The following is a 24,944-nucleotide window of genomic DNA, read 5'->3' as shown; positions in this document are numbered from 1 at the left end:
TGAAGCTTGCGCTCAACCTGTTTAAATATTTTATTAACCATAGTATAACAAAAATCCACTAAAATATCCAGCAGCTATTGTACTATCGCCATCATTTTCTAACCAATCATTTCTTCAATATTAATCACTCGATCTGTAATATCCGCGTAAAACTCTTCTTCATGGGAAACTATTACTATTGTTCCTTCAAAATTTTGGATAGCTAAGCGTAAACTTTCTTTAGCCGCTGCATCAATATGATTCGTCGGTTCATCTAAGAAGATAAGATTACTGGAGTCCATCGTCAACTCACAAAGTTTTACCTTCGTTTGCTCACCACCACTTAGTAAACGTAATTGTTGATTCACCAATTTATCAGGCAGTCCACATTTTGCTAAATACGTACGGATTTCTTTGACTGTTTTTCTCGGAAAGCAATCACTTAAATAAGCGATTGGGGTTAAATAATCATTTTCCCATGTTAAATCTTGAGAGAAATAGGCAATTTTTGTATTGGCAGGATATTGATAATCACCGCTAATGGGTTTGATTTTACCTGTCAGTGTTTTAATTAACGTAGATTTCCCGATACCATTAAAACCTTTAATTGCCACTTTTTCACCACTATGAACAGATAAATTAATGGGCGCCAGCAAAGGTTTATCATATCCAATCACCAACTCGTTTGTCACTAAAACCAAACTAGCGACAATTCCTTGATAAGGAAATTGAATTTGCGGTCTAATCAAGCTACCCGGAGGTGCCATTCTTTCGACCCGATCTAATTGCTTTTGCCGACTTTTAGCCATTGTAGCTCGATTACCTGCTTTGTATTTCCGAATATACGCTTCGGCCTTTTCAATTTTTGCTTGTTGGGCATGGTACTGTTTTAGATAAGTTTCTTTGTTTTGTTCCTTTTGAGCAAATGACTTTTCTACATTTCCTGTATACTTCGTTAATTTCCCAAATTCAATATCACAAATACAATTGGTAACTGCATTTAAAAAATGGAAGTCATGGGAAACCAGAATAAAAGTACCTGTAAAATTATTTAAGTACCCAATCAGCCATTGAATATGTGTGTCATCCAAATAGTTTGTGGGCTCATCTAAAAGTAAAACATCTGGCTCTTCTAACAAAAGTTTAGCCAAAATTACTTTCGAGCGTTGTCCGCCACTTAATTCTTTCATTGGACGATTCAGACCAATTGCAGTAATCCCCAAACCATTAGCAAGATCATTGATAATCGTATCAATTTGATAAAACTCACCTTCATCCAGCTGGGTTTGTAAATTCCCTGCACGTTCTAATAATTTATCCTCACCTGTTTGTCCATACTCCTCATATAGATCATTAATTTTTCTTTCTAGTGCATAAAGTGACTCGTAGGCTTGATGTAAAAATTCATTGATTGAAAAATTGCCAACTACTTCTACATACTGATCCAAATAACCAATTTTTGCATTATTTTGCCAAGTAATCGTTCCGTCATCTGCTAAAATTTCACCCGTTAGAATTTTAACCAAAGTAGATTTTCCAACGCCATTTTGACCTGTTAAGCCTAGATGATCGCCTTTATTCACTCGAAGAGATGCATCTTCATATAGAATTTTTTCTCCAAATCGTTGGGTTAAGTGTTCAATTGTTAATAAACTCATTGTTTTTTCCTCATTTCTATCATTCATTTGTTGTAAATTGAATTCGTACCTAGATTGTTTATTCTGTCATTTTCATTATTTTAAACAACCGTTTCGCACATTGGATCGATACTATTTACGCTTTAAATCTGAACAAAAAAACAAGCGATCAAAATAGGCTGCCCCATCTTATCCCTTGTTTTAGCGCACAAACAAAGGACAACGTGCGAAACACGTTGTCCTTTAATCAGCGCTATTTAAAAATCATGATCCATCGCAAAAACAACACTAAATAAGACTATCTTGTTAGTCTAAAAAATTTAGTATTCGTTTAAACGATGAAGCTTCTTTTTATTAGGCTCCGCAACAATGCTTCATCACATTTAACTGTTGGGAGCTGATTCTTACTACAAATTTATCTGAAAGAACAAACATTCTTGATCACCTTTCTTTACAGCAAGTAGTTTAACATAGAATTTAAATAAATGGAACCAAGATAGCTGAATTCATAAGCAACAGCGACAGTCACAAATAAACACTAACAGGAAAACCACATATTTTTTACTGATTCAAATATGCCAACGCATAATTCACATGAAATTCTGTTGCCAATGCTAAACCCGCTTCATCAATATCAAATTTTTCATGATGATGTCCGTAATGCGTTTCCGGATTGTCTAAATTTCGTGTACCCACACGACCGTAAACACCAGGCGCTTTGCTTAGAAAATCGGCAAAATCATCTGCCCCTAAACTCTTTGTATGATCCGTCACTACGTTTTCAATACCAACAATTTGAGCAGCAACTTTTTGAGCTAATTCTGTTGCAGTATCGTCATTAATAAGTGGACCAGCTGCATCATGGATATGGAAAGAGGAAACCTTTGTCCGATGTGCTTCAGCAACTTGGTTAGCAATTTCTTCTACACGTTTTAACACAAATGCTCGTGTTTCATGGCTAAATGCACGAACGGTGCCTTCAATAACAGCATGATTTGCTACAATATTATACCGCGTACCGGCATCTAAAACCCCAATCCCAACTACTACCGGATCAAGCGGACTCACTTCTCTTGCAGCAATTTTTTGTAATTCAACAACAATACTAGCTGCTGATAATAACGCATCACGACCAACATCCGGCTGTGCCACATGACTGCTTAACCCTTCCACTTCAATTTTAAAAATATCACAAGAGGCATTAGTTGGGCCTTTTGTCGCTACTAATTTGCCAACGGGAACACTTGAATCTAAATGAATTCCGAAAACTTGATCGATATTTTCAACAAAACCGCCGTTCACAAATTGACGGGCACCTGCACCAATTTCTTCTGCTGGTTGGAAAGCTAATTTGATCGTTCCTACAAAATCACTCGTATGATTTTTCAAAACTTGAGCAGCACCTAATAGAGCTGCTGCATGACCATCATGGCCGCAAGCATGGTTTAAACCAGGATTTTTCGATTGATACGATTTACCTGTCGCATCTTCTAATTCTAAAGCATCAATATCTGCTCTTAAAATAATCGTTTTTCCAGTCCCTTTTGTGCCTTCAATAGTTGCTAGTACGCCAGTCTCACCAACTTCTTCAAAGGGAATATCTAACTTATTTAGTTCCTCTTTTATCTTTTTAATTGTTTCAAATTCTTTCAAACTTGCTTCTGGATATTGATGAAAATGACGTCTTAACTCGATCACCGCTTGTGCATTTTGTTGAATTTCTTCTTGAATTGATTGCTTTGTCGTTGTTGTCATTAAAAATTCCTCCTTTTATTTTCTCCCGAATGTTTCCCACGCTGGAATACTTGAACCTTTAGATGTTTCTTCGATTACTTTTTTGGTTTCTTCTTGTTGGTAAGCATCTACTACTTTATTGTAAGTTTCATTATCTTCATCTTCTTTGCGCGCTACGATAATGTTCACATAAGGTTTTGAGGTTTCATCCACTGGTTCTAAGAAAATAGCATCTTCCGTTGGTACAAAACCTGCATCAACCGCCATTCCGCTATTAATCACAGATGCATCGATGTCTTGCAATGCTCTAGCTGTTTGAGAAGCATCTAGTTCTGTTATTTTTAAGTTTAACTTATTCTCGGTGATGTCACTGACTGTTGGCGTTTGTTTTTTAGCTGGATCAACTTTAATTAAACCGGCACTTTGGAGTAACAACAATGCACGTCCGCCATTTGTCGCATCATTAGGAATCGCAATTTCAGCTCCGTCTTTAAGTTCTTTCACATCTTTAATTTTTGAAGAGTAAATTCCTAAAGGTGCACTGACTGTATTCCCAATTGAAACTAAATCGGTTTTATGTTCTTGATTATAATTATCTAAGAAAATTTGATGTTGGAATGAATTTAAATCAATTTCTTTTTCCGCTAATGCTGCATTTGGTTGTGTATAGTCAGAAAATTCGATTAGCAGAAGATCAATTCCTTCACCTTTTAAACGCTCCTTAACTGATTCTAAGACTTCATTATTTGCCCCAACAACGCCTAGTTTTACGACTTCATTTTTTTCACTTTTGGCACTTCCTGCTGAACAACCTGCTAATACAACCCCAATTGCTAATGCTAAACCAATAATTTTTACGACTTTCTTCATTCTATTTCCTCTTTTCTGTTATTATTTTTAATGTGATGTTTTTTTGATTAAAGTGTTGCTGATAAACTGGCTGGCAAATACTAAAACGAGAATAATCAATGTCGCAACTAAAGTGACATCTGTTTGAAATCGATTATAGCCTCGCGTGATGGCTAAGTTTCCTAGACCACCAGCACCAATTGCTCCAGCCATTGCAGTTAAGCCTATTAAATTGATAATTGTTACTGAAGATACGCGGATAATACTCGGTAAACCTTCAATTAGGTAAACTCTAAAAATAATTCCTAATGGACTAGTGCCCATTGATTCTGCAGCTTCAACAACGCCAGGATCAACTTCTAATAATGCATTTTCAATTTGTCTGGCAAAAAACGGAATTACCCCTATCACTAGCGGCACTAGCGCAGCCGTTGTACCAATCGTTGTTCCTGTTAAAAAACGAGTGATTGGCTGAATTAACGCCAGCATAATGATAAATGGGATGGATCTACAAACATTGATGACCTTTTCCAAAATGCTGTAGATTATGCTATTTTTCAAAATCCCTTCCGGACCAGTAGCAACTAAAATGACACCTAATAATGTACCCAAAATACCTGCGATAATTGCTGTCCAAAAGACCATATATAATGTTTCAATCGTACTATCGACAAATTCTTGTTTGAGCTGTATAACGTTTGGAAAATAGTTTTGTAAAAAATTCTGCATCATTTTTCACTCCTTTAATCTGAATTATTTAAATCACGTGTAGTGGAATAATCGCTTTTTGTTCGTCATTTGTTTTTAAAACCTTGACTTGTACTCCCTGTTTTTGTAAAAAGTTTAAGGCTTTTGCTCGTTGTGTTTCTTCTCCCGAAAGAATCACAATTAAGTTACCAATCGGCACTTGCTGTAAAATTTCCACATTACCATACAAAATATTGGTCACTACATGATATTTGCTGTAAAGCTGAGCAATCAACGGCTCACTCGTTTTTTCTCCTACATAAGAAAATTCCACTAACTCTTCATTTCCACCTAAATCGGTTAAGCTAGGATGTTGAATAATTGTTTCCAATGCTTGATCGATATGTGTTGCTGTGCGGATAAAGTCCTTCGTCAAGGCTTCTTTAGGCTGGCTAAAAATCGAAACAATATCGTTTTGCTCAATCACACGCCCAGCTTCCATCACAGCAACTTTATTACAAATTTCTTTTACTACCTGCATTTCGTGTGTAATCAACACAATCGTTAAACCCAATTCTTTATTTAATTTTTTTAATAAGTCCAAAATCTGAATGGTTGTTTTAGGATCTAACGCACTAGTTGCTTCGTCACAAAGTAAAATTTCGGGATCGTTAGCTAACGCTCTGGCAATCGCAACTCGTTGTTTTTGACCACCGGATAACTGGCTAGGATACGCTTCTTTTTTGTCAGATAATCCTACTAGCTCTAGTAACTTATCTATTTTTTCTTTGCGTTGTTCTTTCGTTAACCCAGAATATTTAAGCGAAAAATCAATATTACCGAAAATCGTACGTTCTTTCATTAGGTTAAAATGCTGAAAAATCATCCCAATTTTTTTGCGTTGCCCACGGAGCTCTTTGGGGGAAAAGCGTAAAATATTTTTCCCTTTAATCAATACTTGACCTTCAGTTGGACGTTGCAGCAAATTAATCACACGAACCAAGGTACTTTTCCCAGCGCCTGAATAACCAACTATCCCAAACACATCTTTTTCTTCAATCGTGATTGACACATCTTTTACAGCATCAATTTGTTTTTTCTTTTGATAAAACGTAACATCTATATTTTTTAATTCAATCATGATTTCTCCTCCTGAAATTTTTTTATAAAAAGAAAAAGCATCCTCAAATGCATAATCTACTTATACATTTGAGGACGCTTTTGCGTGTTACCACCTCTATTTTAATACCTACTCACGTAAATATCCTTATCAAGTACGTCAATAAATCATTGATTATACTCTAGCATGGTAACGGATGCGTCCGTCGCTGTCTTATGAATACTCACTCGAAGCGCTGCTCAATGGCCATTTTCCAGATTTCATCTATCGCTTGTTTTCAGCTACCCAAGCTCTCTGTTAGATAAAATTCCATCTGTACTTTCCATTTCATTGCTTTATTTATTCAATTTTTTCATGGCATGTAGTAAGATTACAAAAAAGCCCTTTACCAGCATTTTGCTAGTAAAGGGCGAATAATCGCGGTACCACCTTTGTTTTAAAGTAATTGCTTACTTTTCTTAGATCGAGTCTATAAAACTCGCTGCATTGATAACGGACGCTTTCCCGTTGCTGCTTACCTATCAACAGCAAATCCTCAGAGGCCATCTTCAATTCTTTTGCGCCTGTCTCTTTTCACCAACTGAGACTCTCTAGTAAAGCACGTCCAAATTTACTCTTCTCTTCAACGGAACATTTATTTAATTCTAACTTGATTTGTATTTTACTGGATAATATAATCAATGTCAAATCATTTTTTAATTTTTATTCAGCCACGGTATCATCTGAACAAACTAGATATTGCTCCAAAACATTTTTAGACAATTCTTTCCCGTAGCCACAAATCGGACATAACAAATAATGGCTAGATGAAGTTGTAAACAATGGAATCCAAAATAACGTAAACTTCCTTCCGATTAGCTTCCCTTGTATAACCACTTCATTGTTACAATGGCTACAATCACATTGAATTACCGTATCCCCCAAATCTCTTTCAAAACCAGCACTTCCCCAAACAATAAACATATTTTTTCTTCCCCCTTTTGTTCTAGTCTATCAATTCTTTTTGACGTATGTCAATACCAACAACTACTTTTTGATAGGAATTATATAACAAAATTTATTTACTCGTTTCATTGATAAAGAGCGCTGATAATTTGATTGACAAACATCACTTTCTAAGGTAATCTGTAATCTATAATATCTATTTTGCCGCCTTAGCTCAGCTGGTAGAGCACCACCATGGTAAGGTGGGGGTCGCCGGTTCAAGCCCGGCAGGTGGCTTAATATAAAAATACTGTATTCTTCTTATTTGTAAGAGAGTACAGTATTTTTATTTAACTATCAGGCACACGATGCAACAAACTTCAAATTAAAGTACTATATTGTCAGTACTAAGAGTTCTATTCTCTGTCTAGTTTTTTAGACTTATTTCTTACCAGTCTAGGAATGATTAAAAATAACAAGCTATTAATTATAGCTCTAGTAAACTTTACTCCAACTATTATAAATACGCAGAAAGGTGATTTGATCAATGAAAAAAATAAATACTTCCCATTCCAACCTGACATTTGAATTTTATAATAATAACGATTTTCAACTTTATTCAATATTAACAACAGATATTCGTGTAATGCGTTACATTACAGAAATCGCTGAAACCTCAGCCGAAGCTGAGGATAATTTCAAAAAAATTCTTACCTATAATAACAGCCATAGTGATCAAACTGGTTACTATAAAATTTTTGATAATGAAACCTATATTGGATTTGGTAAACTTTCTTGGGATGATAAAAACAGAATTGAAATTGGCTACATGCTTTTACCAGACCATTGGCAAAAAGGATATGCAACAGCAATTGCTTCGAAGCTCTTACAGATAGTTAAAAATTCAGAATTATTATCAAAGCATACTGTTTTTGCAATCATCGATCCTAAAAATAGTGCGTCTAAACAATTACTAAATAAGAATAATTTTGTTTCTGTTTGGCAAGGAATTGAAGAAGGATTACCTTCAGAACATTTAATTTGGCAACTTTAGTTTATAAGGTTTTATCAGACATTTTAAATCTGAATACACGGCGAAACAAAAACAGCTCCGAGAAACAGATCGAAATTCACAAAAAATTGAAAGGTTCCAAGCAGGACCCGATCACCAGCCATTCATAAGTTCATCATGATTCTTGGCAATTTTTGTAGATTTCATCTTACTTCTTGGAGCTGATTACTTTTCTATCAACTTTCTTTAATCATATCTCTTTCGTTTAGATGACGCTGGGATTCCTAAAGATTCTCGGTATTTCGTTACCGTCCTTCTGGAAATTTCAATCTTTTGTTCTTTTAATAAATCCACTAATTTTTGATCTGATAACGGTTTTGCTTTATTTTCATTATCAACCAGCATTTTCAATTGTTTTTTAACACTATCTGTAGAAGTTTCTTCTCCAGTATTATCATTTGAAAGTCCGTAAGAAAAGAACGAACGCAGTTCAAAAATGCCAAATTCTGTTTCTAAATATTTACCATTAACGGCTCGACTAACTGTGGATTCATGGATATCCAGCGTTTCAGCAATTTCTCTTAAAGTCATGGGTTTTAGTGGACGATCATCTTTAAAAAAGAACTCTTGTTGACGTTGAACAATTTCCGTTCCAACTCGTAGAATAGTATCTCCACGCTGGACAATCGTTTTTTCCAACCACTCAAATTCATTTTTCTTTTCCTTAATGTATGCTTGAACTTCTTTATCATCCGTGGCTTCCATCCGCTCAAAGTAAGCTTGTTGAAATTGAATCTTCGGAGTACCTGTTTTATTAGATACAACAATCAATTGATTTTCTTTTATACGTAATGTTAAATCAGGTCGGATATATAGCCCTGTAGTAGACTCAAAAATACTGCCTGGAGCTGGTGACAAAGTTTGAATATAATCAAAAATCGCCTGAATTTCTGAAAGTTCTACCTCAAATTTTTTGGCAATCAACGTCCATTTGCGATTGGCTAAATGATCAAATTCCTCTTCAATCACAATATATGCCAAGTCTGGCGCTGTATCATCCCGCTCAATTTGCAAAAGTAAGCATTCTTTTAAACCTCTTGCACCAACACCAGCCGGATCTAATTGCTGAATCAAGATTAACGCATCCAGCATTTGAATTGATTTTGCACCAGTTTTTTCCGTAGCTTCCTCAAGATCAATCGTCAAGTAGCCATTTAAATCAATATATTCTACTAAGAATAGCACTAATGTTCGTAGATATGTATCTCGATAATTTAAATGAATCTGATCAATCAAGTATTCAAAAAGTGACGTATGATTATCTGGAATCTGGTTCAAGTAATTATTTGAATCATTTGTATATGTTTGGCTACCCATTGTTGGGTATTCACTGTAGGTTGTTTCACTTTGAATATCGATAAGTGGGTTTTCTAACGATTTGGCTTCTATGTATGCGTAAAGTTCTTCTGAATTGTATTGAAGGATCTGAATTGACTGTTGTAATTGTTGGGTCATGGCCAGTTTTTGAACTTGTTTTTGCTGTTGAGATAAATGTTGCTCAAATTTCATTTTTTTTGTCCTCCCCCTTGTATTTTATGTCATTATCAGCTAAACTAATATTCGTGCTTGCGCCCTTAGTGTAGTGGATATCACGTAAGATTCCGGTTCTTGAGACGGGGGTTCGATTCCCTCAGGGCGCGTTACGTTTCATTGTGCTTTTATCGTGATTATTGTTGATATATCAGCCTATAGACGATTATAGCATAAATTCATATTGAAGATAAATTTATTTTCCCGAATAGATTACAGCTTATTGTTACTTAAAATATTACCGCCTCACTTATTTTAAGTGATTTTTTTTGTATATAAAAAACACCGATCCACTAGGACCGGCGCATCGCTTGTTTTGCTAGTTATTAGGTTTCATATGGTAAGCTAGAGTGATGAATGTCAATCTTTAATTTCCCGTCCTCAGCCCTTGTATAGCCAAATGTATACTCTACTTTGGTTTCTTCCTCAGTTTCTTTAGAAGTAAAATAGTAAACGCCCGCAACTGAAGCAGTATTATCCCTTAAAATAAAATTATGGTTATCAAACCTGATTTTTGTCCAAGGTTCTAAAGCAAATCCGTCATCTTCTTGGATCGCTCCGCCCACAAAATAAGAAAGTGCCTCTTCTTTTGTTGCCCTAAACGGAATTTCAGAAGCTTTTGTCGGTTTAAATAATACTGTACCTTCGTCATAATTATATAGTTCATCAATTACTTCCGAGGCTCGCTGCTCCGGATTTTCTGACTCCCCAATACTAATCAAGCCTTGCGCCCAACTATCTTGTGCCTCTTCAACTTCTTCTTGTGTGATAGCTTGAACTGGGGGTGAGTGTTCGTTTGAAGCGTTATTGTCTTCAGATGACTGAGCTGTTGAAGTGCATCCAGACAAAATCCCTAGAAAAATAATTGGAACAAGTAATTTTTTAAACATTTAAATCTCCTCCTTCTTTCTGAAAATAGTATATCGAAAATTTCTGTTATATTTCATCTCATCCAGTGAAATTAATAGAAAATATATGTTATTTAACTTTTCTTAATCAGTAAAAATATATTATTAGATTTTTTATCAACCTACATGCTGAATTTCTTTAATTAAATAAAATGTAATTACAGATAGTTTTTATTAAATATAATTACGAAAAAATAAAAAAACGATTTTTAAATCGACGTTAAATAAAAAACTAGATAAAGAACCTATCAATTAAGCAATAACAATAATTTAATTCCATTTAAAATAACTCTCTATTTATCATCTATATCATACGATAAATATATCATTAGTTTACCATCAAAATAAACTAATCCTCTATATCATCTCGTCAATTACTATATTTTCTCAGATATCTTAGATTCCATCATAAAAAATGATAATTAAAAAAAGCACTTTTATGTTATTATATACTTCTAGAAAAAAATCTGAATTTGAGGGGTAGTTGATTGTATTGAGCCCACGTCATTCACGTTTATTAGTCCTATCACTTCTTTTAGTTTCTACAGAAATTATATTTTATCGGTACTTAGATTATTCAAATGAAATTGATTATCAACTATTATTTTTGATTATTACTATTATCCAAGGAATCATTCTTTTATATTTTATACTCTCTTTTCTAGTACTACTACTTATGAAAGGTACAGCTAAAAAATAAATTCTAAAACAATAGTGTCATTCTACAAAAAAAGAGTAAAGGGCTTATTTCCCCTTACTCTTTCTCTCATATAAACATCATTTCTAATTCAGAACGAATCTCATTTTGAAGTTTCTGAATCTTCTTCAGTTCAGGCTCATTTTCTTCTAAATGGTATTTTTTTGCAAAAGATTCATTATAGGTAGTAATATAGCTGATCGCCCACATTTTAGGATTATCTATAATTTCATCCGCTAAAGGATACAGGACAGCAGAATGCAAACGTATTTCTTCTATAATTTCTACCAATAAAATAGGATCATCATTAATCAATTCCTTTTCCAAAAACAGTAACATTCTTTGATAAGCTGCACTATCTACGGGAGTCCCTACTACTGCTGGAACTATTGTATGTATTTGATTATCTCGCCATAAAAACTCAATTTCTACTTTTACATGTAAATTGGCCAATTCTTCTAAGACCCAGGATCTCACTAAATTGTGCACCTGATTATCCAGCAAAATCTTTTTGCTCACCGACATAAATTCATCTTGCGGTAATTGTCCAGCCTTTTTAACAATAGCTAACTGCTCGTAATAATTGTGTTCACACAAGTGGCTTAGCTCTTCTTCTAATTCAACAATTTTTCTAACTTCAAATTGGCGATACATTAATTCTACGTGTCTAATTTTCTTCTTTAATGAAATTAGTTTTCGCAATTCGCCACTTCGTTCCAACAAAATCCGCTCGTTAATAATGCTATGCGCTTGGATAAACAGATGGTTTTTAATTAATAGCTGAATATAAAGCTCTAAATAATCCAAGGAAGCAAAATAGCTCTCTTTCATTTCTGAAGCTAAAGACAATGCTTGCTCATTTTCATCAATTTCTAAATACGTACTGACTAGTAAATGGTTTAAGGAAAAATTTTGTTGAATTGCGTAAGCTTGCTCAAAAAATTCTACAGCCTTAGTTAGTTGATTTTTTTGCAGCTCTTCTTGTGCCAATTCAATAAATCGTTCATAATTCTTTGGAAATGGAATTTTATTTGTCAAAAGAAACACCGCCTTTCTAATGATTATTTCCCTTATTGTTCTTTATAGTCAATCAAGGGAACTAGTGTGTATACGTCAAAAAGGATTCAATATTACTTTAAACCTAAGAACTAAAAACTGCTAGATTAATATAAATTTCGAAGAATAATAGCTGTCTCTGCTTTACCTTGTGCCTGCATTTTTTCAGCTTTTTCTTCTAAAGTAAAACCATAATAAAATTCTTTTGTTAATTCATCCTGAACTTTAAATTCAGTTACTTTTTCCACATGAAACGCATTAGGTTCAACTTCTTGTACGCTATCCCAGCCAGTGTCTATAAAAACTTTTGTTTCATCATTCACCGCTTCAATTTCTGCTAACTCTTCGACAATTTTTTTTAGTTGCGAAAATGTCATTACCTCTACTCGATTATCCATTCGAATGCCTCACTTTCTACTTATTATATTTATTAATCTACTCCTATATTATCATAACCTAAAATCGTTTTTTATTATACTTAAAATTATAAAGTAAGTCGAATTAACAAAACTTTTATTTTCTACTTTTCATAAAAATGTTTTTATTTACAAATAGAAAAAAATAAAAGACTTAAAAAAACAAAAAACATTTGCTAATGAAATCTAATACCGTTTACATTACAAAAAACAGAAAAAATGAAATAAAAGATCGTTTTTTGTAAAACTGGAAATAAACATTTAACCTTACTTTTACAGACTTTTCGTAGCTAACATGTTTTAATACTAATTGGTTTAAAAATATAAATCATAAAAAAAAGATCAAATAAACAAAATTTTAACTTCTAAGGAGCGTTTTTTTGAAGAAACATATATTTATTTCAAAATTATTGATTAGCTGTTTAACATTATCTGCCAGTTTATTACTAGCCGATCAAGTATTTGCAACTTCTGCCGATACTCAAGAGAAGATCATCACAGAATCTACTCAAAAACTTTCCCAATTAAAAGATACAAAACAGAAATATTCAGAACAAAAAAATGAAAATACCATTACATTAACTGATTTAAACAAAGAAATTCAAGATACCCAACAAAGTCTTGAACAATTAGAAAAGTTCGATTTAGTTGGAAAAGTTAGTGAACGTTCTGAAAAAAATATCAACACTACAGAAAGTCTTTTATCTGGTTTACCAGTTACTCTTTCAAATAGTCAACAATCAAGTAATCCTATTACTGATATAAAAGAAAAATTAACGGATTTAAAGCAACAACATCGTTCATTATTAGAAGAAACAACTGAAATTTCAACAAATCAAAAATCACTTCAACAAGAAGAAGTGCAATTATCTGAAAAAATAGCAGAAGCAAAACAACAAAAATCTGAACAAACAAAACAAATGGATACACGTTCTGCTGTTGTGGCTGCTGCAAAAACACATTTAGGAAATCCATATGTTTATGGCGCAGCAGGTCCTGACTCATTTGACTGTTCTGGATTAGTTCAAGTAGCATTTGCAGCTATCGGGCATCCCGTAGGTCGTACAACAATTAACCAAGAATCAGCTGGAACAACCATTTCAGTTGCAGAAGCTCAAGCTGGTGATCTTGTATTTTGGGGTAGTCATGGCGGAACGTATCATGTTGGAATTTCAACTGGTGATGGTTCATATATTCATGCACCAGTTCCTGGCGATGTAGTCCAAATTGCGACTGTTGCGTCTTACTCTCCTGATTTTGCTGTCCGAGTATTATAAGTTTCATGAGGTTATGACAAAAGTTGTTTAGACTTGAGCAATTTCCTAAAACCCGCACAATGCAATAAAAATGCATTGTGCGGGTTTTAGGAAATTGTCGAAGCCCTCAATTCTTAGAATTTTTAAAAGAAGCAAGCCCCACACTGTGCCTTGTACTGTTCATCATTTAAACAAATTATTTTACTGATTCTGTGACAAAAAAACAATTTGTTTTAATCACTGATGATTTAACACTAAATTTATTCTCATTTTTTTATGGATATGTACAAATCGTTGAGAATTATGAGAAAGTATGCTATTTTAGTCTTGTGTGTAATTTGATTTGTGTTCCCTCCATCCTGCGATGGGGGAATTTTTTTTATTTTTTTACATAGTTAATACTGATCGTCTCTACAAGCGTGCCTTCTATTATCCAAATGACTGTTATTACCGCTCATTTGTCTATTTCTACGCCTGTTCAATTCTCGATTACTTGATCTATCTCTTACAATTTCATTATGATGTAGTCTCTGTCTTCCCATCTTATGACCAACAACGTTGTCCTCCACTGCTTCAGTAAACATCACCAATCCAAATATACCCACAAATAGCGTTACAATTAGTCCACTCATTACTTTTTTATTCATTTTTATCCCTCCTTATTTTATTTAAGCATAACAAGCAATTGTGTCGAATATGTGTCAAAAAAACTTTCCCTTTTCTAATCATTCTTGATTATAATAAAGACAGAAACTGGGAGGAAATACCATGAAAAATATTTTGATTGTAGATGATCACCTACAAATTACAGAGGTTTTAAAAGAATATGCCCTAAAAGAAGGCTGGAATCCATTTATTGCTTCAGATGGTGAAACAGCACTAGAACTATTTTCTAAACAACCTATTGAAGTCGTTTTATTAGATGTCATGCTGCCAAAACTTGACGGCTTTGGTGTTTGTAAAATGATTAGGGAAATATCCAATGTTCCAATTATTATGGTTACTGCAAAAGGAGAAGATTATCATCGGATTATGGGGTTAGATATTGGCGCCGATGACTATATTGTAAAACCATTTTCTCCGAACGAAGTCATGGCTCGAATACGAGCTATTTTAAGACGAATTGAACGAACTGAAGAAAACCAACATACAATAGTTCGGTTAACTTATGATAATTTAATTGTTTACTTGGAAGAGAAAAGAGTAACCATTGATGAACAAGAAATCTGTTTAACCAAAAGAGAATTAGAATTACTTTGGCTATTACTATCAAATCGGGAAAAGGTGTTTTCTAGAGATAATTTATTAGATAGTTTGTGGGGAATTGACTATTTTGGCGATGCTCGGACAGTTGATACCCATATTAAACGCTTGCGGGCAAAGTTAGATGAAGTTAATCACACAAATTGGGAAATTGCGACTGTTTGGGGTCAAGGCTACAAATTTGAGGGGCGCAAATGAAAAATAAACTAACTAGAAAACTTGTTTTGTATTTTTCGCTAACGCTGTTACTTTTTTCAATAGTTATTGGTGTAGCATTTAGTATTTTGTTCTCTAGACAGACAATCACCATTCATACAGAAGAAATGACACGTCGGGCGGTTGTTATTGCAAATACCTTGGATGATTATTTTGCAGAACAAGAAACTACTACAGAAAGTTCCTCTTCCATGCACGGAATGATGGGGTCAAATTCTTCAATGAAGATGTGGATGGGATATTCTGCTTTTATTCAATTTATGGATCAATTAGCGCTGGATGATATTTGGATTGTTGACGAAAATGCCAATACAATTACAGTTGGCCACGGGATGCACAGCACCGAGTATAACGAATTACCCACCAATGCACGTGATGTGATTAAAAAGGTTTATACCGGGAAAACAGCAACCAGCGATGCTTTTAGTAATGTGATTGGCGAACCAACTGTTACTGTTGGCGCTCCAATAACCAATGATAGTGGCGAAGTATTAGCGGTTGTCCTACTGCATTCAGCCATTTCCAGTGTTCATAAAAACGAAAACCAAGGATACTTACTGCTTTTCATTAGTATTTTAATTGCTTGGATTATCGGATTGCTTCTTTCTATTTTGCTATCGAAAAAATTCATTGCACCAATCAATCAAATGAGTACCTTCACTGAAGAATTAGTCGTTGAAAATTATAATAATTCATTAGATATTGCTACAAAGGATGAAATTGGCCAGTTAGGAAAAAAATTGACTGTTTTAAAAGATCGTCTTGCTGAAGCAAAATTTCAACGAGAAAACCGTGAACAAGCTCAAAAAAATTTCTTATCAACCATTTCCCATGAATTACGTACGCCAGTTACTGTTATACGCGGATCACTGGAATCCTTAAGTGATGGCTTGATTAAACAACCGGAAAAAGTGGAACAATACCATCAGCAACTATTAGCTGAATCAATCGTTTTAGAGCGCTTAATCAATGATTTACTAGAATTATCTCGATTAGAAAATCCGGAATTCACCATCACGATGGAGCCAGTGAATCTCAATGATATTTTATCGGACAGCTTAAGAAGTTTACGAGTAACAGCATCTACTAAAAATCAAGAATTACTTCTTGAAAATCTCATAACTGAACCTATAATTATTACTGGTGATTACGGTAGAATTCGCCAATTGTTTGTAATCTTGATTGAAAATGCCCTCAAGTTTTCACCTAATCAAAGTCAAGTAGTCGTGCAAGCTAACCAAAAAGCAGATCATATAATTATTAGCGTACAAAATTTTGATTCTTATATTTCACCTAAAGAGCAAAAAAATATTTTCCAACGTTTTCACCAAGCTGATTCTGATGTCCCGACAGATGGCACTGGTTTAGGTTTAGCGATTGCCAAAGAAATTACTGATAGACATCACTTCGATTTGAGTGTCACCAGTAACAAAGAAACAGGCACTATTTTTTATGTCAAAATAAAATTGAATAATCAATAGATAAAAGGAACTCTTAGAAAATTGTCAGTAGTTAAAACAACTTTTAAAGAGTTCCTTTTATCTATTGATTACTCAATTTTATTCAACAGTAACACTTTTGGCTAGATTACGAGGTTTATCCACATCATAGCCTCTTTGCAAGGTTGCAAAATAAGCAATCAACTGTGTTGGAACAACACTGACTAACGGTGTTAAAAGTGGATGAACATCTGGTATTACAATCTGATCGGTTTCTTTTGCTAGTGATGCTAAGGCAATTACAAAATTATGTGCACCACGACTTTCCACTTCTTTTAAATTTCCACGAGTATGAGCTGCTGTTTTTTTATCAGTAATCACACCAAAAACTGGTGTTCCTTCTTCAATCAAAGCAATTGTACCATGTTTTAATTCTCCAGCTGCAAAGCCTTCAGCCTGAATATAGGAAATTTCTTTCAGTTTCAAGGCAGCTTCCATTGATACATAATAATCAACGCCTCGGCCAATATAAAAGGCATTTCTAGTATCAGATAAATAATCTTCCACCAATTGACTAATGACCATTTTTTCATCAATTATCGTCGCCATAATCGCTGCAATCACGCTTAATTCATGAGCAATATCAAAATCAAGTGAAACAGGATTTTTCTTATTGTCCCCGATTGCTTTCGCAAGTACTGCTAAAACAGCAATTTGGGCGGTATAGGCTTTAGTTGATGCGACAGCAATTTCTGGTCCAGCATGCAGTAATAAAGTATAATCTGCTTCTCTGGACAACGTAGAGCCTGAAACATTTGTTAGCGTCAGTGAAGGTAATCCAAGTTCGTTCGTTTGAACCAAAACTTGACGGCTGTCAGCTGTTTCACCACTTTGGCTTAAGAAAATGAAGAACGGTTTTTCAGAAAGCAATGGCATATTATAGCCAAATTCACTTGAAAGATGAACTTCTACCGGGATATTTGTCATTCGCTCAAGCAGCGTTTTGCCAACCCAACCAGCATTATAGCTAGTACCGCAAGCAATGATATAAATACGATCACTAGCTGTTATCTGTTCTACAATTTCATTATTGATTATGGTATCGCCTTGACTGTTCGTATAAGCTTGAATAATTCTACGCATCACTGTTGGCTGATCGTCGATTTCCTTTAACATATAATAAGGATAGGTTCCTTTTTCAATATCGCTTAAATCTAATTGAGCTTCATATGATTCACGGTAAACGGTATTGCCTTTGGGGTCTTCAATTGTGATTCCATCAGCTTTAACGGTAACCATTTCACCATCAGCGATTTCTACAAAATGATTTGTTTCAGACAACATTGCCATTGCATCACTACAAATAACATTGAAATCTTCACCTAAACCAATTAGTAACGGGCTTTTGTTTTTTGCTACATATATTGTTTCTGCATCTCTTTTATCAATTAAAGCAAATGCATATGAACCATTAATTACTGCTAAAGTTTTTTTAAAAGCTTCCTTCGTCGATAAGCCTTCCGCTGCAAAATGTTCAACCAGATGTACAACAATCTCAGTATCTGTTTCGCCATTCAATTGTTTTCCTTGAAGAAATTCCTGTTTTAATTCTTCAAAGTTTTCAATAACGCCGTTGTGGACTAGAATAAATCGTTGATTGCTTGATGTATGCGGATGAGCATTACGTTCACTTGGCTTACCATGAGTTGCCCAGCGTGTATGTCCAATTCCAACAGTTCCTTGTACTTCTGGACTAATTTGCGACTGTAGATCCGCAATTCTTCCTAATGATTTAACTAAATAATCTTGATTATCATTTCCTGTTACAAAAATTCCTGCTGAGTCATAACCTCGGTACTCCAACTTTTCTAATCCTTGGACTAAAATTTCTGTTGCGTTATTTTTTCCAATAATTCCTACGATTCCACACATATAATGATTTCCTGCCTTCCGATTGTCTTGAGTGATGGGTCAAAAATAATATGATGACAAATTTAAAAAGTTTCTTGAGATGAATTCCTGTTAAAATCATCCATTAACAGTTTAATTATCATTCATATATTTTCTATCCGTTTAAATTTCGTTTCTATTCTGCTTAGTTGTTTTTCTGTTATAATCTCACAATTATTTTTTCTTCCAACTTTTAGAGTGCAGTCCCTAGAGCTATCCGCCGAATCTTTCGATAAGCTCTTTCCTCGTCACCTGAAAACACAGGCCTGGCGCTATCCCTGAAATGGTCTATACGATCCTCCTTTTATATTCGTTAACAGAAACTGCAATAATCATATACCATAACGAACACTCCTGTCAATAACTTTATGTAATACGAAAATTGGTATAGTCTAAAAACAGGATAAAAAAACAAAAAGAGCCTACTAATTACTAGTAAACTCCTTAAATCTGCTATTAAGAAAACGGATTATAAAATCTTCCACCATTCACTTTGAACAACATAAAACTAATAATTGTTAAAACAACTGCTAATCCCATAACTAGCCAATCATAGATCTGAAACGGTTGCTGTGCATACCATGTCCGCTTTTTCTTCTCACCAAAACGTCGTAATTCCATCGCTGTGCTTACAGTTTCAATCCGATCTAAGCTAGAAAAAATCAACGGAAAAACAATTTGAGCAGTCCCTTTTAAACGCTGTAAAAGTTTTCCTTTTTTCGACATTTCAAAACCACGTGCTTGTTGAGCTAAGGAAATATTAATAAAGTCTTCTTGTATATCCGGAATATAACGAATTGCTAGTGCTACAGCATAACTAATTTTATAACTAACACCAATTCGATTTAAACTGGATGCAAACTCGCTTGGATTTGTTGTTAGTAGGAAAATCAACACTAACGGTATCGTACAAAAGTATTTTAAAACTAAATTAAATTCATAAAATAACTGCTCTTGCGTTAAGGTAAACCGACCAAACCCTTCCCAGATCACCGTTCTGGATTGATACAATTCAACACCATACTCGGGAGAAAAAATATAAACAGCAATAATATTCAGCAACGAAAAAACAAAAATAAATTTCACTACAAAAGAAATCTGATGCCATTTTATATTTGACAGTTTAAATAAAATCAAAGAAAAAATCGTCATTCCAATTAAAAATCGCGTGTCATACGTGGTCATACAAGCAATTGATAATAAAATCAAAAAAACTAATTTGGCTGTTCCATTTAATTTGTGGATAACCGTATTATCAGGAATATAGCCTAACATTTGATGCTCATTCATTTCAAACGCACCTCCTGATCGTAACACATAAAATATTCTGTAAATTGAAATGGATCTTCCAACCCTAAATGTTTAGCAAATGTAAATAAACTTGTTTCTTTCAAAGAAGCTTGATCTACTAATTGAGTATCAGTCAAAACATTCACAGGAGTCGTATCTGCAACTATCTTGCCGTCAAGTAAAACTAATGCTCGGTCAGTATATTCAAGCATCAGGTACATATCATGAGTAATCATCGCAATTGTTACACCCAGATTATTTAAATCCTTTAAAAAGCTCATCATCTCCGTATAATGCTTAAAATCTTGTCCAGCAGTTGGTTCATCTAAAATAATCATCTCAGGTTCTAAAACTAAAATAGACGCAATGGTCACTCGTTTCTTTTGACCAAAACTCAATGCAGAAATCGGCCAATTACGAAACGAATAAAGTCCACAGATTTTCAAAACTTTCTCCACCCGTTCTTTGATTTCTACTTCTGGCAAACCTCTTAAAATTAAACCTAAAGCTACTTCATCAAAAATCATTTTTTTAGAAATCATTTGATTAGGATTTTGCATGACAAAACCAATTTTATCTGCTCTCTCTTTAATTGAAAAACGACTTAAATCTGCTTCTTCCCAAATCATTTCCCCTGACTGAGGTGTAATAAATCCACAGATTGCCTTGCTAAGAGTTGATTTCCCTGCACCATTTTTTCCAACAATGCTGATCATTTCTCCACGACTAAAGGAAACAGATACGTCGTTTAATACCAATCGGTCATTTTTTCTATACTGATACGTCACATTTTTTAATTCTAAAAGTGATGACCGTGACGTAGATTTTATATGCTGATCTTGTTTTTTTAACCATTGCTCCATTTTTTCTTTCAGATTTGTTCCGCGTACGTTCTTTATGTCAGCTAAATGCTCAACTTTATCTAAATTAACATCCGCGTACTTCATCGCTGTAATATATAAGGGCTCTCGAATTCCTTGCTCCGTTAATATATTCGTTTTTAATAGCTCATTCGCAGGTAGATCAGCTACCACCCGACCTTCATTAAAGACTATGACCCGATCCACTGACCGATACAAAACATCCTCTAAACGATGTTCAATAATTAAAATTGTTGTTTCTGTTTTTTTGTGAATATCGTCAATCAAAGCAATTGTCTCTTTTCCCGCTAAAGGATCTAAATTAGCTAATGGTTCATCAAATAATAAAATGGGCGACTCATCAATTAAAACACCAGCCATTGAAACACGCTGCTTTTGACCACCGGATAAATCTTGAGGACGATGATGTAAAAACTCATTTAACTCCACTAATTCAGCCCATGATTTTACTTCCTGCTTCATTTTTTCTTGCGGAATTTCATCATTTTCCAGAGCAAAAGCAATATCTTCTCCTACGGTTAAGCCAATAAATTGACCATCTGTATCTTGCAGTACAGTCCCAACGTCAAAGGAAAGTTCAAATAGACTAGTGTCAACTAAATCTTTCTCTCCAATAGTGACGTTACCAGAGATTTCCCCTTCATAACTATATGGAATTAAACCATTGATACACTGAGCAAATGTAGATTTCCCACTTCCACTTGGTCCAACAATCAAAATTTTTTCCCCTTCATAGATAGTCAAATCAATATTATACAACGTAGGTTCAGCCTGACTGTGATATTGAAATGTAAAATTATTAAAACGAATTAGTGGTTTTTTCATTTTTGTCGCTCCTTTATTTCTATGTAAAACAGACCAGGACAAGCCTTAAAATTCTTACTAGACAGGCTTCTCCTCGTCCTTTATACGTTCTATGTTTTGATAAAACTGTTTAATCTTTTGTTAAGCTACCTTTTTTTGTTCGAGTTGCAGCATAAGCAGCCATCAATAACGTCCCAATGACACCGACAGAAATAATATTTAACACAACCGCAATAACGCCTTGTGTATATACTTTACTTGCTGGTTCACTATAAATTAACACGTCCAAGGTTGGAGCGATTAAGCCCCAAACAACAGCATTACCGATGACTTGATAAATATTAAAACGAATAATGTCTTTTTTAGTAAATTCACCATGCTGAAGATCCATTTTTCGACCAGCTAAACCATAGACCACTCCTATGATACCAGAACAAACAATCCAACTCCACCATGCACTGCCATATGTTGTAAAATCTTTTAATGTATGACCAATCAAGCCGATTAAGCCACCTGCAACTGGTCCAAAAATAGCTGATATTAAAGCAAGAAAAGGATACGCCGTTTCTAAATTAGTATTAGGAAATCCTGTTGGAATAACTACAAAACGTCCCAAAATCACAAAAACTGCTGAACCAATACCAATTGCTACAATTGTTTTTACTGAAAAATCTTTTTTCATTTTATCTGCCCCTATTCAAAAATAATTTTTGGTGCTTTTCTTAGCTGAATTGTCCAATCTGTTCCTGTTCCAATATGATATAATTTCGAAAAAGAATCTTGATTGACTGCTACCCCAATATTCACCAATGAATTCACATATACCAATGGTTCTCCAATATTAACATCCGCAAATGATTTAGCAAATCTCATAATATTTTGGTAAACTTTTTTCCCTTGATGATAAATTGTTACTTGTAATTGATCGCCATGATTGATTGCTTCTTCTTGCAAAAAAGCAAGTGGAATATTTGTCCACAATGAGCCAAATCGTATATCCAATACATCAATACTGCCTTTCAAAACATGGTGTTCCTGTTTCGCCTCAATCAAAGGTAATATTTCAACAGATTCTTCAGAGACAATTTTTCCTAATTCTTCAAAAGAAATTTCATCACTTGCTAATCGCGCACCATTGTATGCATAAATATCCCGACCATGGAATGTATGACTTTCTTCAGAATGAGGTAATCGGCTTTTCACTTCATCTATTGTTCGTATTTCTTCGATTCCTTGATAATGTAAAACATGAGTCAACGAACCATTATCTGGTGTAATAATGTAATGTCCAGATTTTGTCTTAGCAACAATACTTCGTCTAGCACTCCCAACGCCAGGGTCAACTACTGAAACAAACACAGTTCCTTTAGGCCAATATTTTACTGTCTGATACAAACGATACGAAGCCGCCCAAATATCATAGGGAGGAATCTCATGAGTCAAATCTTCAATAACCACTTCGTCACTTACCATATGGGCTACACCATACATTGCGCTAACCGCTCCATCACCTAACCCAAAATCTGTTTGCAAAACCAAATACTTTCCCATCTAGAAACTCCTCTCCTCCACTTTTAAATGTTTTGAATTTTCTGAAAAAATAAAATAATTTATCAACTAACTACCTTATTAATTCTCAAATATCGTACCCTTTTCTTTTCATTCTGTCAATGTAATTATCGAACAAATAACAATGAAAACTAATACATATTCGTAAATAAAAATAACCCGCTGCTTTTTACGCATTACGGGTTATAGCTTAATAATATTTCTAAATCACACCAATTTCAGCTTTGACTACATCAGCAATTTTATCTACATAATAATCAACTTTTTCTTGTGTAGGTGCTTCTGCCATCACTCTTAGCAATGGTTCAGTTCCGGAAGGTCGAACTAAGATACGACCATCACCATTCATTTCTGTTTCCATTTCCTCGACAATCGACTTGATTGCTGGAACATCCATTGCGCCATGTTTATCTGTTACACGGATATTTACTAATTTTTGCGGATATACTGTTAATTCAGCAGCTAATTCAGATAATTTTTTACCTGTTTGTTTCACTACATTAAGTAGCTGAATACCTGATAACATACCATCACCTGTTGTATTATAATCTAAAAAGATCATATGACCAGATTGTTCTCCACCAAAATTATAATCATTTTTACGCATTTCTTCTACAACATAACGATCTCCAACTTGAGTAATAACGTCTTTAAGGCCTGCTGCTTCCACAGCTTTACGGAAGCCTAAATTACTCATAACAGTCGTTACTATTGTATCTTTTTTCAACCGATTTTTTTCAGCTAAGTATTTAGCGCAGATATACATGATTTTATCGCCATCAACAATATTACCAAGCTCGTCTACCGCAATAATACGATCGCCATCTCCATCAAAAGCTAGTCCTACATCAGCACCTTTTTCAACTACCATTTCTGCAAGTTTTTCCGGGTGTGTTGATCCAACACCATCATTGATATTTAAACCATTTGGATTAGTTCCCATCGTAAAGAAATCTGTTTCTAGATCCGCAAATAAGCGATTAACAGAAGTTGCTGTTGCACCATTTGCCGCATCTATACAAACCGTCAAGCCTGATAAATCTCCTGGAATTGTTTGCACTAAAAATTGAGAATATTTTAACAAACCTTCTGGAAACTCATCTAAAGTTCCCAAACCTTCTGCTGACGGTCGTGGTAAGTTATCTTCTGCTGCATCTAATAACGCTTCAATTTCTAATTCTTGGTCATCAACTAATTTAAAACCATCTGAACCAAAGAATTTAATTCCATTATCCTCTGCTGGGTTATGAGACGCTGAAATCATAACACCCGCCGAAGCTTTTTGTAGTCTAGTTAAATAAGCAACACCAGGCGTTGAAATTACCCCCAGTTGAAAGACTTCAATACCCACAGATAGTAATCCTGAAATCAATGCTTGTTCAAGTAATTGTCCAGAAATCCTTGTATCTCGTCCTACTAAAACTCGTGGACGACGAGTTGAATCTTCGTGCTGACTCAATACATACCCGCCATAACGTCCCAATTTAAATGCTAATTCAGGTGTCAATTCCTTATTTGCAATTCCTCTGACACCATCTGTTCCAAAATATTTACCCATTATGACTCTCCTTCTACTTATAGGTCCGATGTCCCCTATTTCTACGTCTGCTTTCAGCTTCCTTGAATAGCGGCTCTCCTTCTACTTATAGGTCCGATGTCCCCTATTT

Annotated in this window: 21 protein-coding genes, 2 tRNA genes and 3 other annotated features (1 of these 26 running past the window's edge); of the genes, 6 read left to right on the top strand and 17 right to left on the bottom strand. The window is 34.5% G+C overall.

Annotated features, from left to right (window positions below; genetic code table 11):
• Positions 1-18, bottom strand: a sequence feature (sodium ion sensor (DUF1646 type); this cis-regulatory element may regulate processes involved in with the transportation of sodium ions) (it extends 27 nt beyond the left edge of the window).
• An 80-nt stretch (positions 19-98) separates the two neighbouring features.
• The 6 genes from C240_RS08320 to C240_RS08295 form a co-directional block, all read right to left on the bottom strand.
• Positions 99-1,637 (bottom strand): ABC-F family ATP-binding cassette domain-containing protein, encoded by a 1,539-nt coding sequence (locus C240_RS08320; RefSeq protein ID WP_271494279.1) that lies wholly within the window; start codon positions 1,635-1,637, stop codon positions 99-101.
• Between the two features lie 540 nt (positions 1,638-2,177).
• Positions 2,178-3,371, bottom strand: a complete 1,194-nt coding sequence (locus tag C240_RS08315) for an amidohydrolase (RefSeq protein WP_271494276.1) — start codon at positions 3,369-3,371, stop codon at positions 2,178-2,180.
• A gap of 15 nt (positions 3,372-3,386) precedes the next feature.
• Positions 3,387-4,220, bottom strand: a complete 834-nt coding sequence (locus tag C240_RS08310) for a MetQ/NlpA family ABC transporter substrate-binding protein (RefSeq protein WP_271494273.1) — start codon at positions 4,218-4,220, stop codon at positions 3,387-3,389.
• A 27-nt stretch (positions 4,221-4,247) separates the two neighbouring features.
• Positions 4,248-4,928: a methionine ABC transporter permease gene (locus C240_RS08305; protein WP_271494537.1), complete on the bottom strand. Its 681-nt coding sequence runs from the start codon at positions 4,926-4,928 to the stop codon at positions 4,248-4,250.
• Positions 4,929-4,956: 28 nt separating this feature from the next.
• The gene (locus C240_RS08300; RefSeq protein WP_271494270.1) at positions 4,957-6,027 is read right to left on the bottom strand and encodes a methionine ABC transporter ATP-binding protein; all 1,071 of its coding nucleotides are present in this window, start codon (positions 6,025-6,027) and stop codon (positions 4,957-4,959) included.
• Between the two features lie 67 nt (positions 6,028-6,094).
• Positions 6,095-6,346: a binding site (T-box leader), on the bottom strand.
• 62 nt (positions 6,347-6,408) lie between these two features.
• Positions 6,409-6,641 (bottom strand) — a binding site (T-box leader).
• A gap of 67 nt (positions 6,642-6,708) precedes the next feature.
• A complete protein-coding gene (locus C240_RS08295; RefSeq protein ID WP_271494266.1) occupies positions 6,709-6,969 on the bottom strand; it encodes a zinc-ribbon domain-containing protein in 261 nt (86 codons plus the stop codon).
• 185 nt (positions 6,970-7,154) lie between these two features.
• Here C240_RS08295 and C240_RS08290 point away from each other — a divergent pair.
• Positions 7,155-7,227 (top strand) — tRNA-Thr (locus tag C240_RS08290).
• A 250-nt stretch (positions 7,228-7,477) separates the two neighbouring features.
• A complete protein-coding gene (locus C240_RS08285) occupies positions 7,478-7,984 on the top strand; it encodes a GNAT family N-acetyltransferase (RefSeq protein WP_271494263.1) in 507 nt (168 codons plus the stop codon).
• A 204-nt stretch (positions 7,985-8,188) separates the two neighbouring features.
• Here the strand turns inward: C240_RS08285 and rpoN are convergent, their stop codons facing one another.
• Positions 8,189-9,511, bottom strand: coding sequence for an RNA polymerase factor sigma-54 (rpoN, locus tag C240_RS08280; protein WP_271494260.1), 1,323 nt, complete (start codon positions 9,509-9,511; stop codon positions 8,189-8,191).
• A 59-nt stretch (positions 9,512-9,570) separates the two neighbouring features.
• Between rpoN and C240_RS08275 the strand changes: the two genes are divergently transcribed.
• Positions 9,571-9,642 (top strand) — tRNA-Arg (locus C240_RS08275).
• Positions 9,643-9,858: 216 nt separating this feature from the next.
• On the opposite strand, the gene C240_RS08270 is transcribed toward C240_RS08275, so the two are convergent.
• From C240_RS08270 to C240_RS08260, 3 genes are all read right to left on the bottom strand, one after another.
• Complete coding sequence (locus tag C240_RS08270; RefSeq protein WP_271494257.1) at positions 9,859-10,422, bottom strand: hypothetical protein; 564 nt, start codon at positions 10,420-10,422, stop codon at positions 9,859-9,861.
• A gap of 784 nt (positions 10,423-11,206) precedes the next feature.
• Positions 11,207-12,184 (bottom strand): hypothetical protein, encoded by a 978-nt coding sequence (locus C240_RS08265; protein WP_271494253.1) that lies wholly within the window; start codon positions 12,182-12,184, stop codon positions 11,207-11,209.
• A gap of 116 nt (positions 12,185-12,300) precedes the next feature.
• Positions 12,301-12,591, bottom strand: a complete 291-nt coding sequence (locus C240_RS08260; protein WP_271494251.1) for a hypothetical protein — start codon at positions 12,589-12,591, stop codon at positions 12,301-12,303.
• Between the two features lie 398 nt (positions 12,592-12,989).
• Here C240_RS08260 and C240_RS08255 point away from each other — a divergent pair, with 398 nt between their 5' ends.
• Positions 12,990-13,886 (top strand): C40 family peptidase, encoded by an 897-nt coding sequence (locus tag C240_RS08255; RefSeq protein ID WP_271494249.1) that lies wholly within the window; start codon positions 12,990-12,992, stop codon positions 13,884-13,886.
• A 374-nt stretch (positions 13,887-14,260) separates the two neighbouring features.
• Here C240_RS08255 and C240_RS08250 read toward each other — a convergent pair whose 3' ends face one another.
• Positions 14,261-14,512, bottom strand: coding sequence for a hypothetical protein (locus C240_RS08250; RefSeq protein ID WP_271494247.1), 252 nt, complete (start codon positions 14,510-14,512; stop codon positions 14,261-14,263).
• A gap of 121 nt (positions 14,513-14,633) precedes the next feature.
• On the opposite strand from C240_RS08250, the gene C240_RS08245 reads away from it, so the two are divergent.
• Both C240_RS08245 and C240_RS08240 read left to right on the top strand, forming a co-directional pair.
• Positions 14,634-15,326, top strand: a complete 693-nt coding sequence (locus C240_RS08245; RefSeq protein ID WP_271494244.1) for a response regulator transcription factor — start codon at positions 14,634-14,636, stop codon at positions 15,324-15,326.
• Positions 15,323-16,825, top strand: coding sequence for a sensor histidine kinase (locus tag C240_RS08240; RefSeq protein ID WP_271494241.1), 1,503 nt, complete (start codon positions 15,323-15,325; stop codon positions 16,823-16,825). Before C240_RS08245 ends, C240_RS08240 begins: the two co-directional genes overlap by 4 nt.
• A gap of 78 nt (positions 16,826-16,903) precedes the next feature.
• On the opposite strand, the gene glmS is transcribed toward C240_RS08240, so the two are convergent.
• The 6 genes from glmS to glmM all read right to left on the bottom strand — a co-directional run bounded on the left by glmS (position 16,904) and on the right by glmM (position 24,835).
• A complete protein-coding gene (glmS, locus tag C240_RS08235; protein ID WP_271494238.1) occupies positions 16,904-18,715 on the bottom strand; it encodes a glutamine--fructose-6-phosphate transaminase (isomerizing) in 1,812 nt (603 codons plus the stop codon).
• 474 nt (positions 18,716-19,189) lie between these two features.
• A complete protein-coding gene (locus C240_RS08230) occupies positions 19,190-20,023 on the bottom strand; it encodes an energy-coupling factor transporter transmembrane component T family protein (protein ID WP_271494235.1) in 834 nt (277 codons plus the stop codon).
• Positions 20,020-21,729 (bottom strand): ABC transporter ATP-binding protein, encoded by a 1,710-nt coding sequence (locus C240_RS08225; RefSeq protein WP_271494232.1) that lies wholly within the window; start codon positions 21,727-21,729, stop codon positions 20,020-20,022. The genes C240_RS08230 and C240_RS08225 overlap by 4 nt, the downstream gene beginning before the upstream one ends.
• A gap of 109 nt (positions 21,730-21,838) precedes the next feature.
• On the bottom strand, positions 21,839-22,390 hold the full coding sequence (locus C240_RS08220) for an ECF-type riboflavin transporter substrate-binding protein (RefSeq protein WP_271494229.1): 552 nt from the start codon (positions 22,388-22,390) through the stop codon (positions 21,839-21,841).
• An 11-nt stretch (positions 22,391-22,401) separates the two neighbouring features.
• Positions 22,402-23,259: an SAM hydrolase/SAM-dependent halogenase family protein gene (locus tag C240_RS08215; protein ID WP_271494226.1), complete on the bottom strand. Its 858-nt coding sequence runs from the start codon at positions 23,257-23,259 to the stop codon at positions 22,402-22,404.
• Between the two features lie 220 nt (positions 23,260-23,479).
• Positions 23,480-24,835, bottom strand: a complete 1,356-nt coding sequence (glmM, locus tag C240_RS08210; protein ID WP_271494223.1) for a phosphoglucosamine mutase — start codon at positions 24,833-24,835, stop codon at positions 23,480-23,482.
• Between the last annotated feature and the right edge of the window lie 109 nt (positions 24,836-24,944).

Source organism: Enterococcus sp. 5H (assembly GCF_028128615.1).
Lineage (GTDB): Bacteria > Bacillota > Bacilli > Lactobacillales > Enterococcaceae > Enterococcus_L.
The sequence above is the reverse complement of the archived record's forward strand: the minus strand, read 5'-3'. Positions and strand labels throughout refer to the sequence as shown.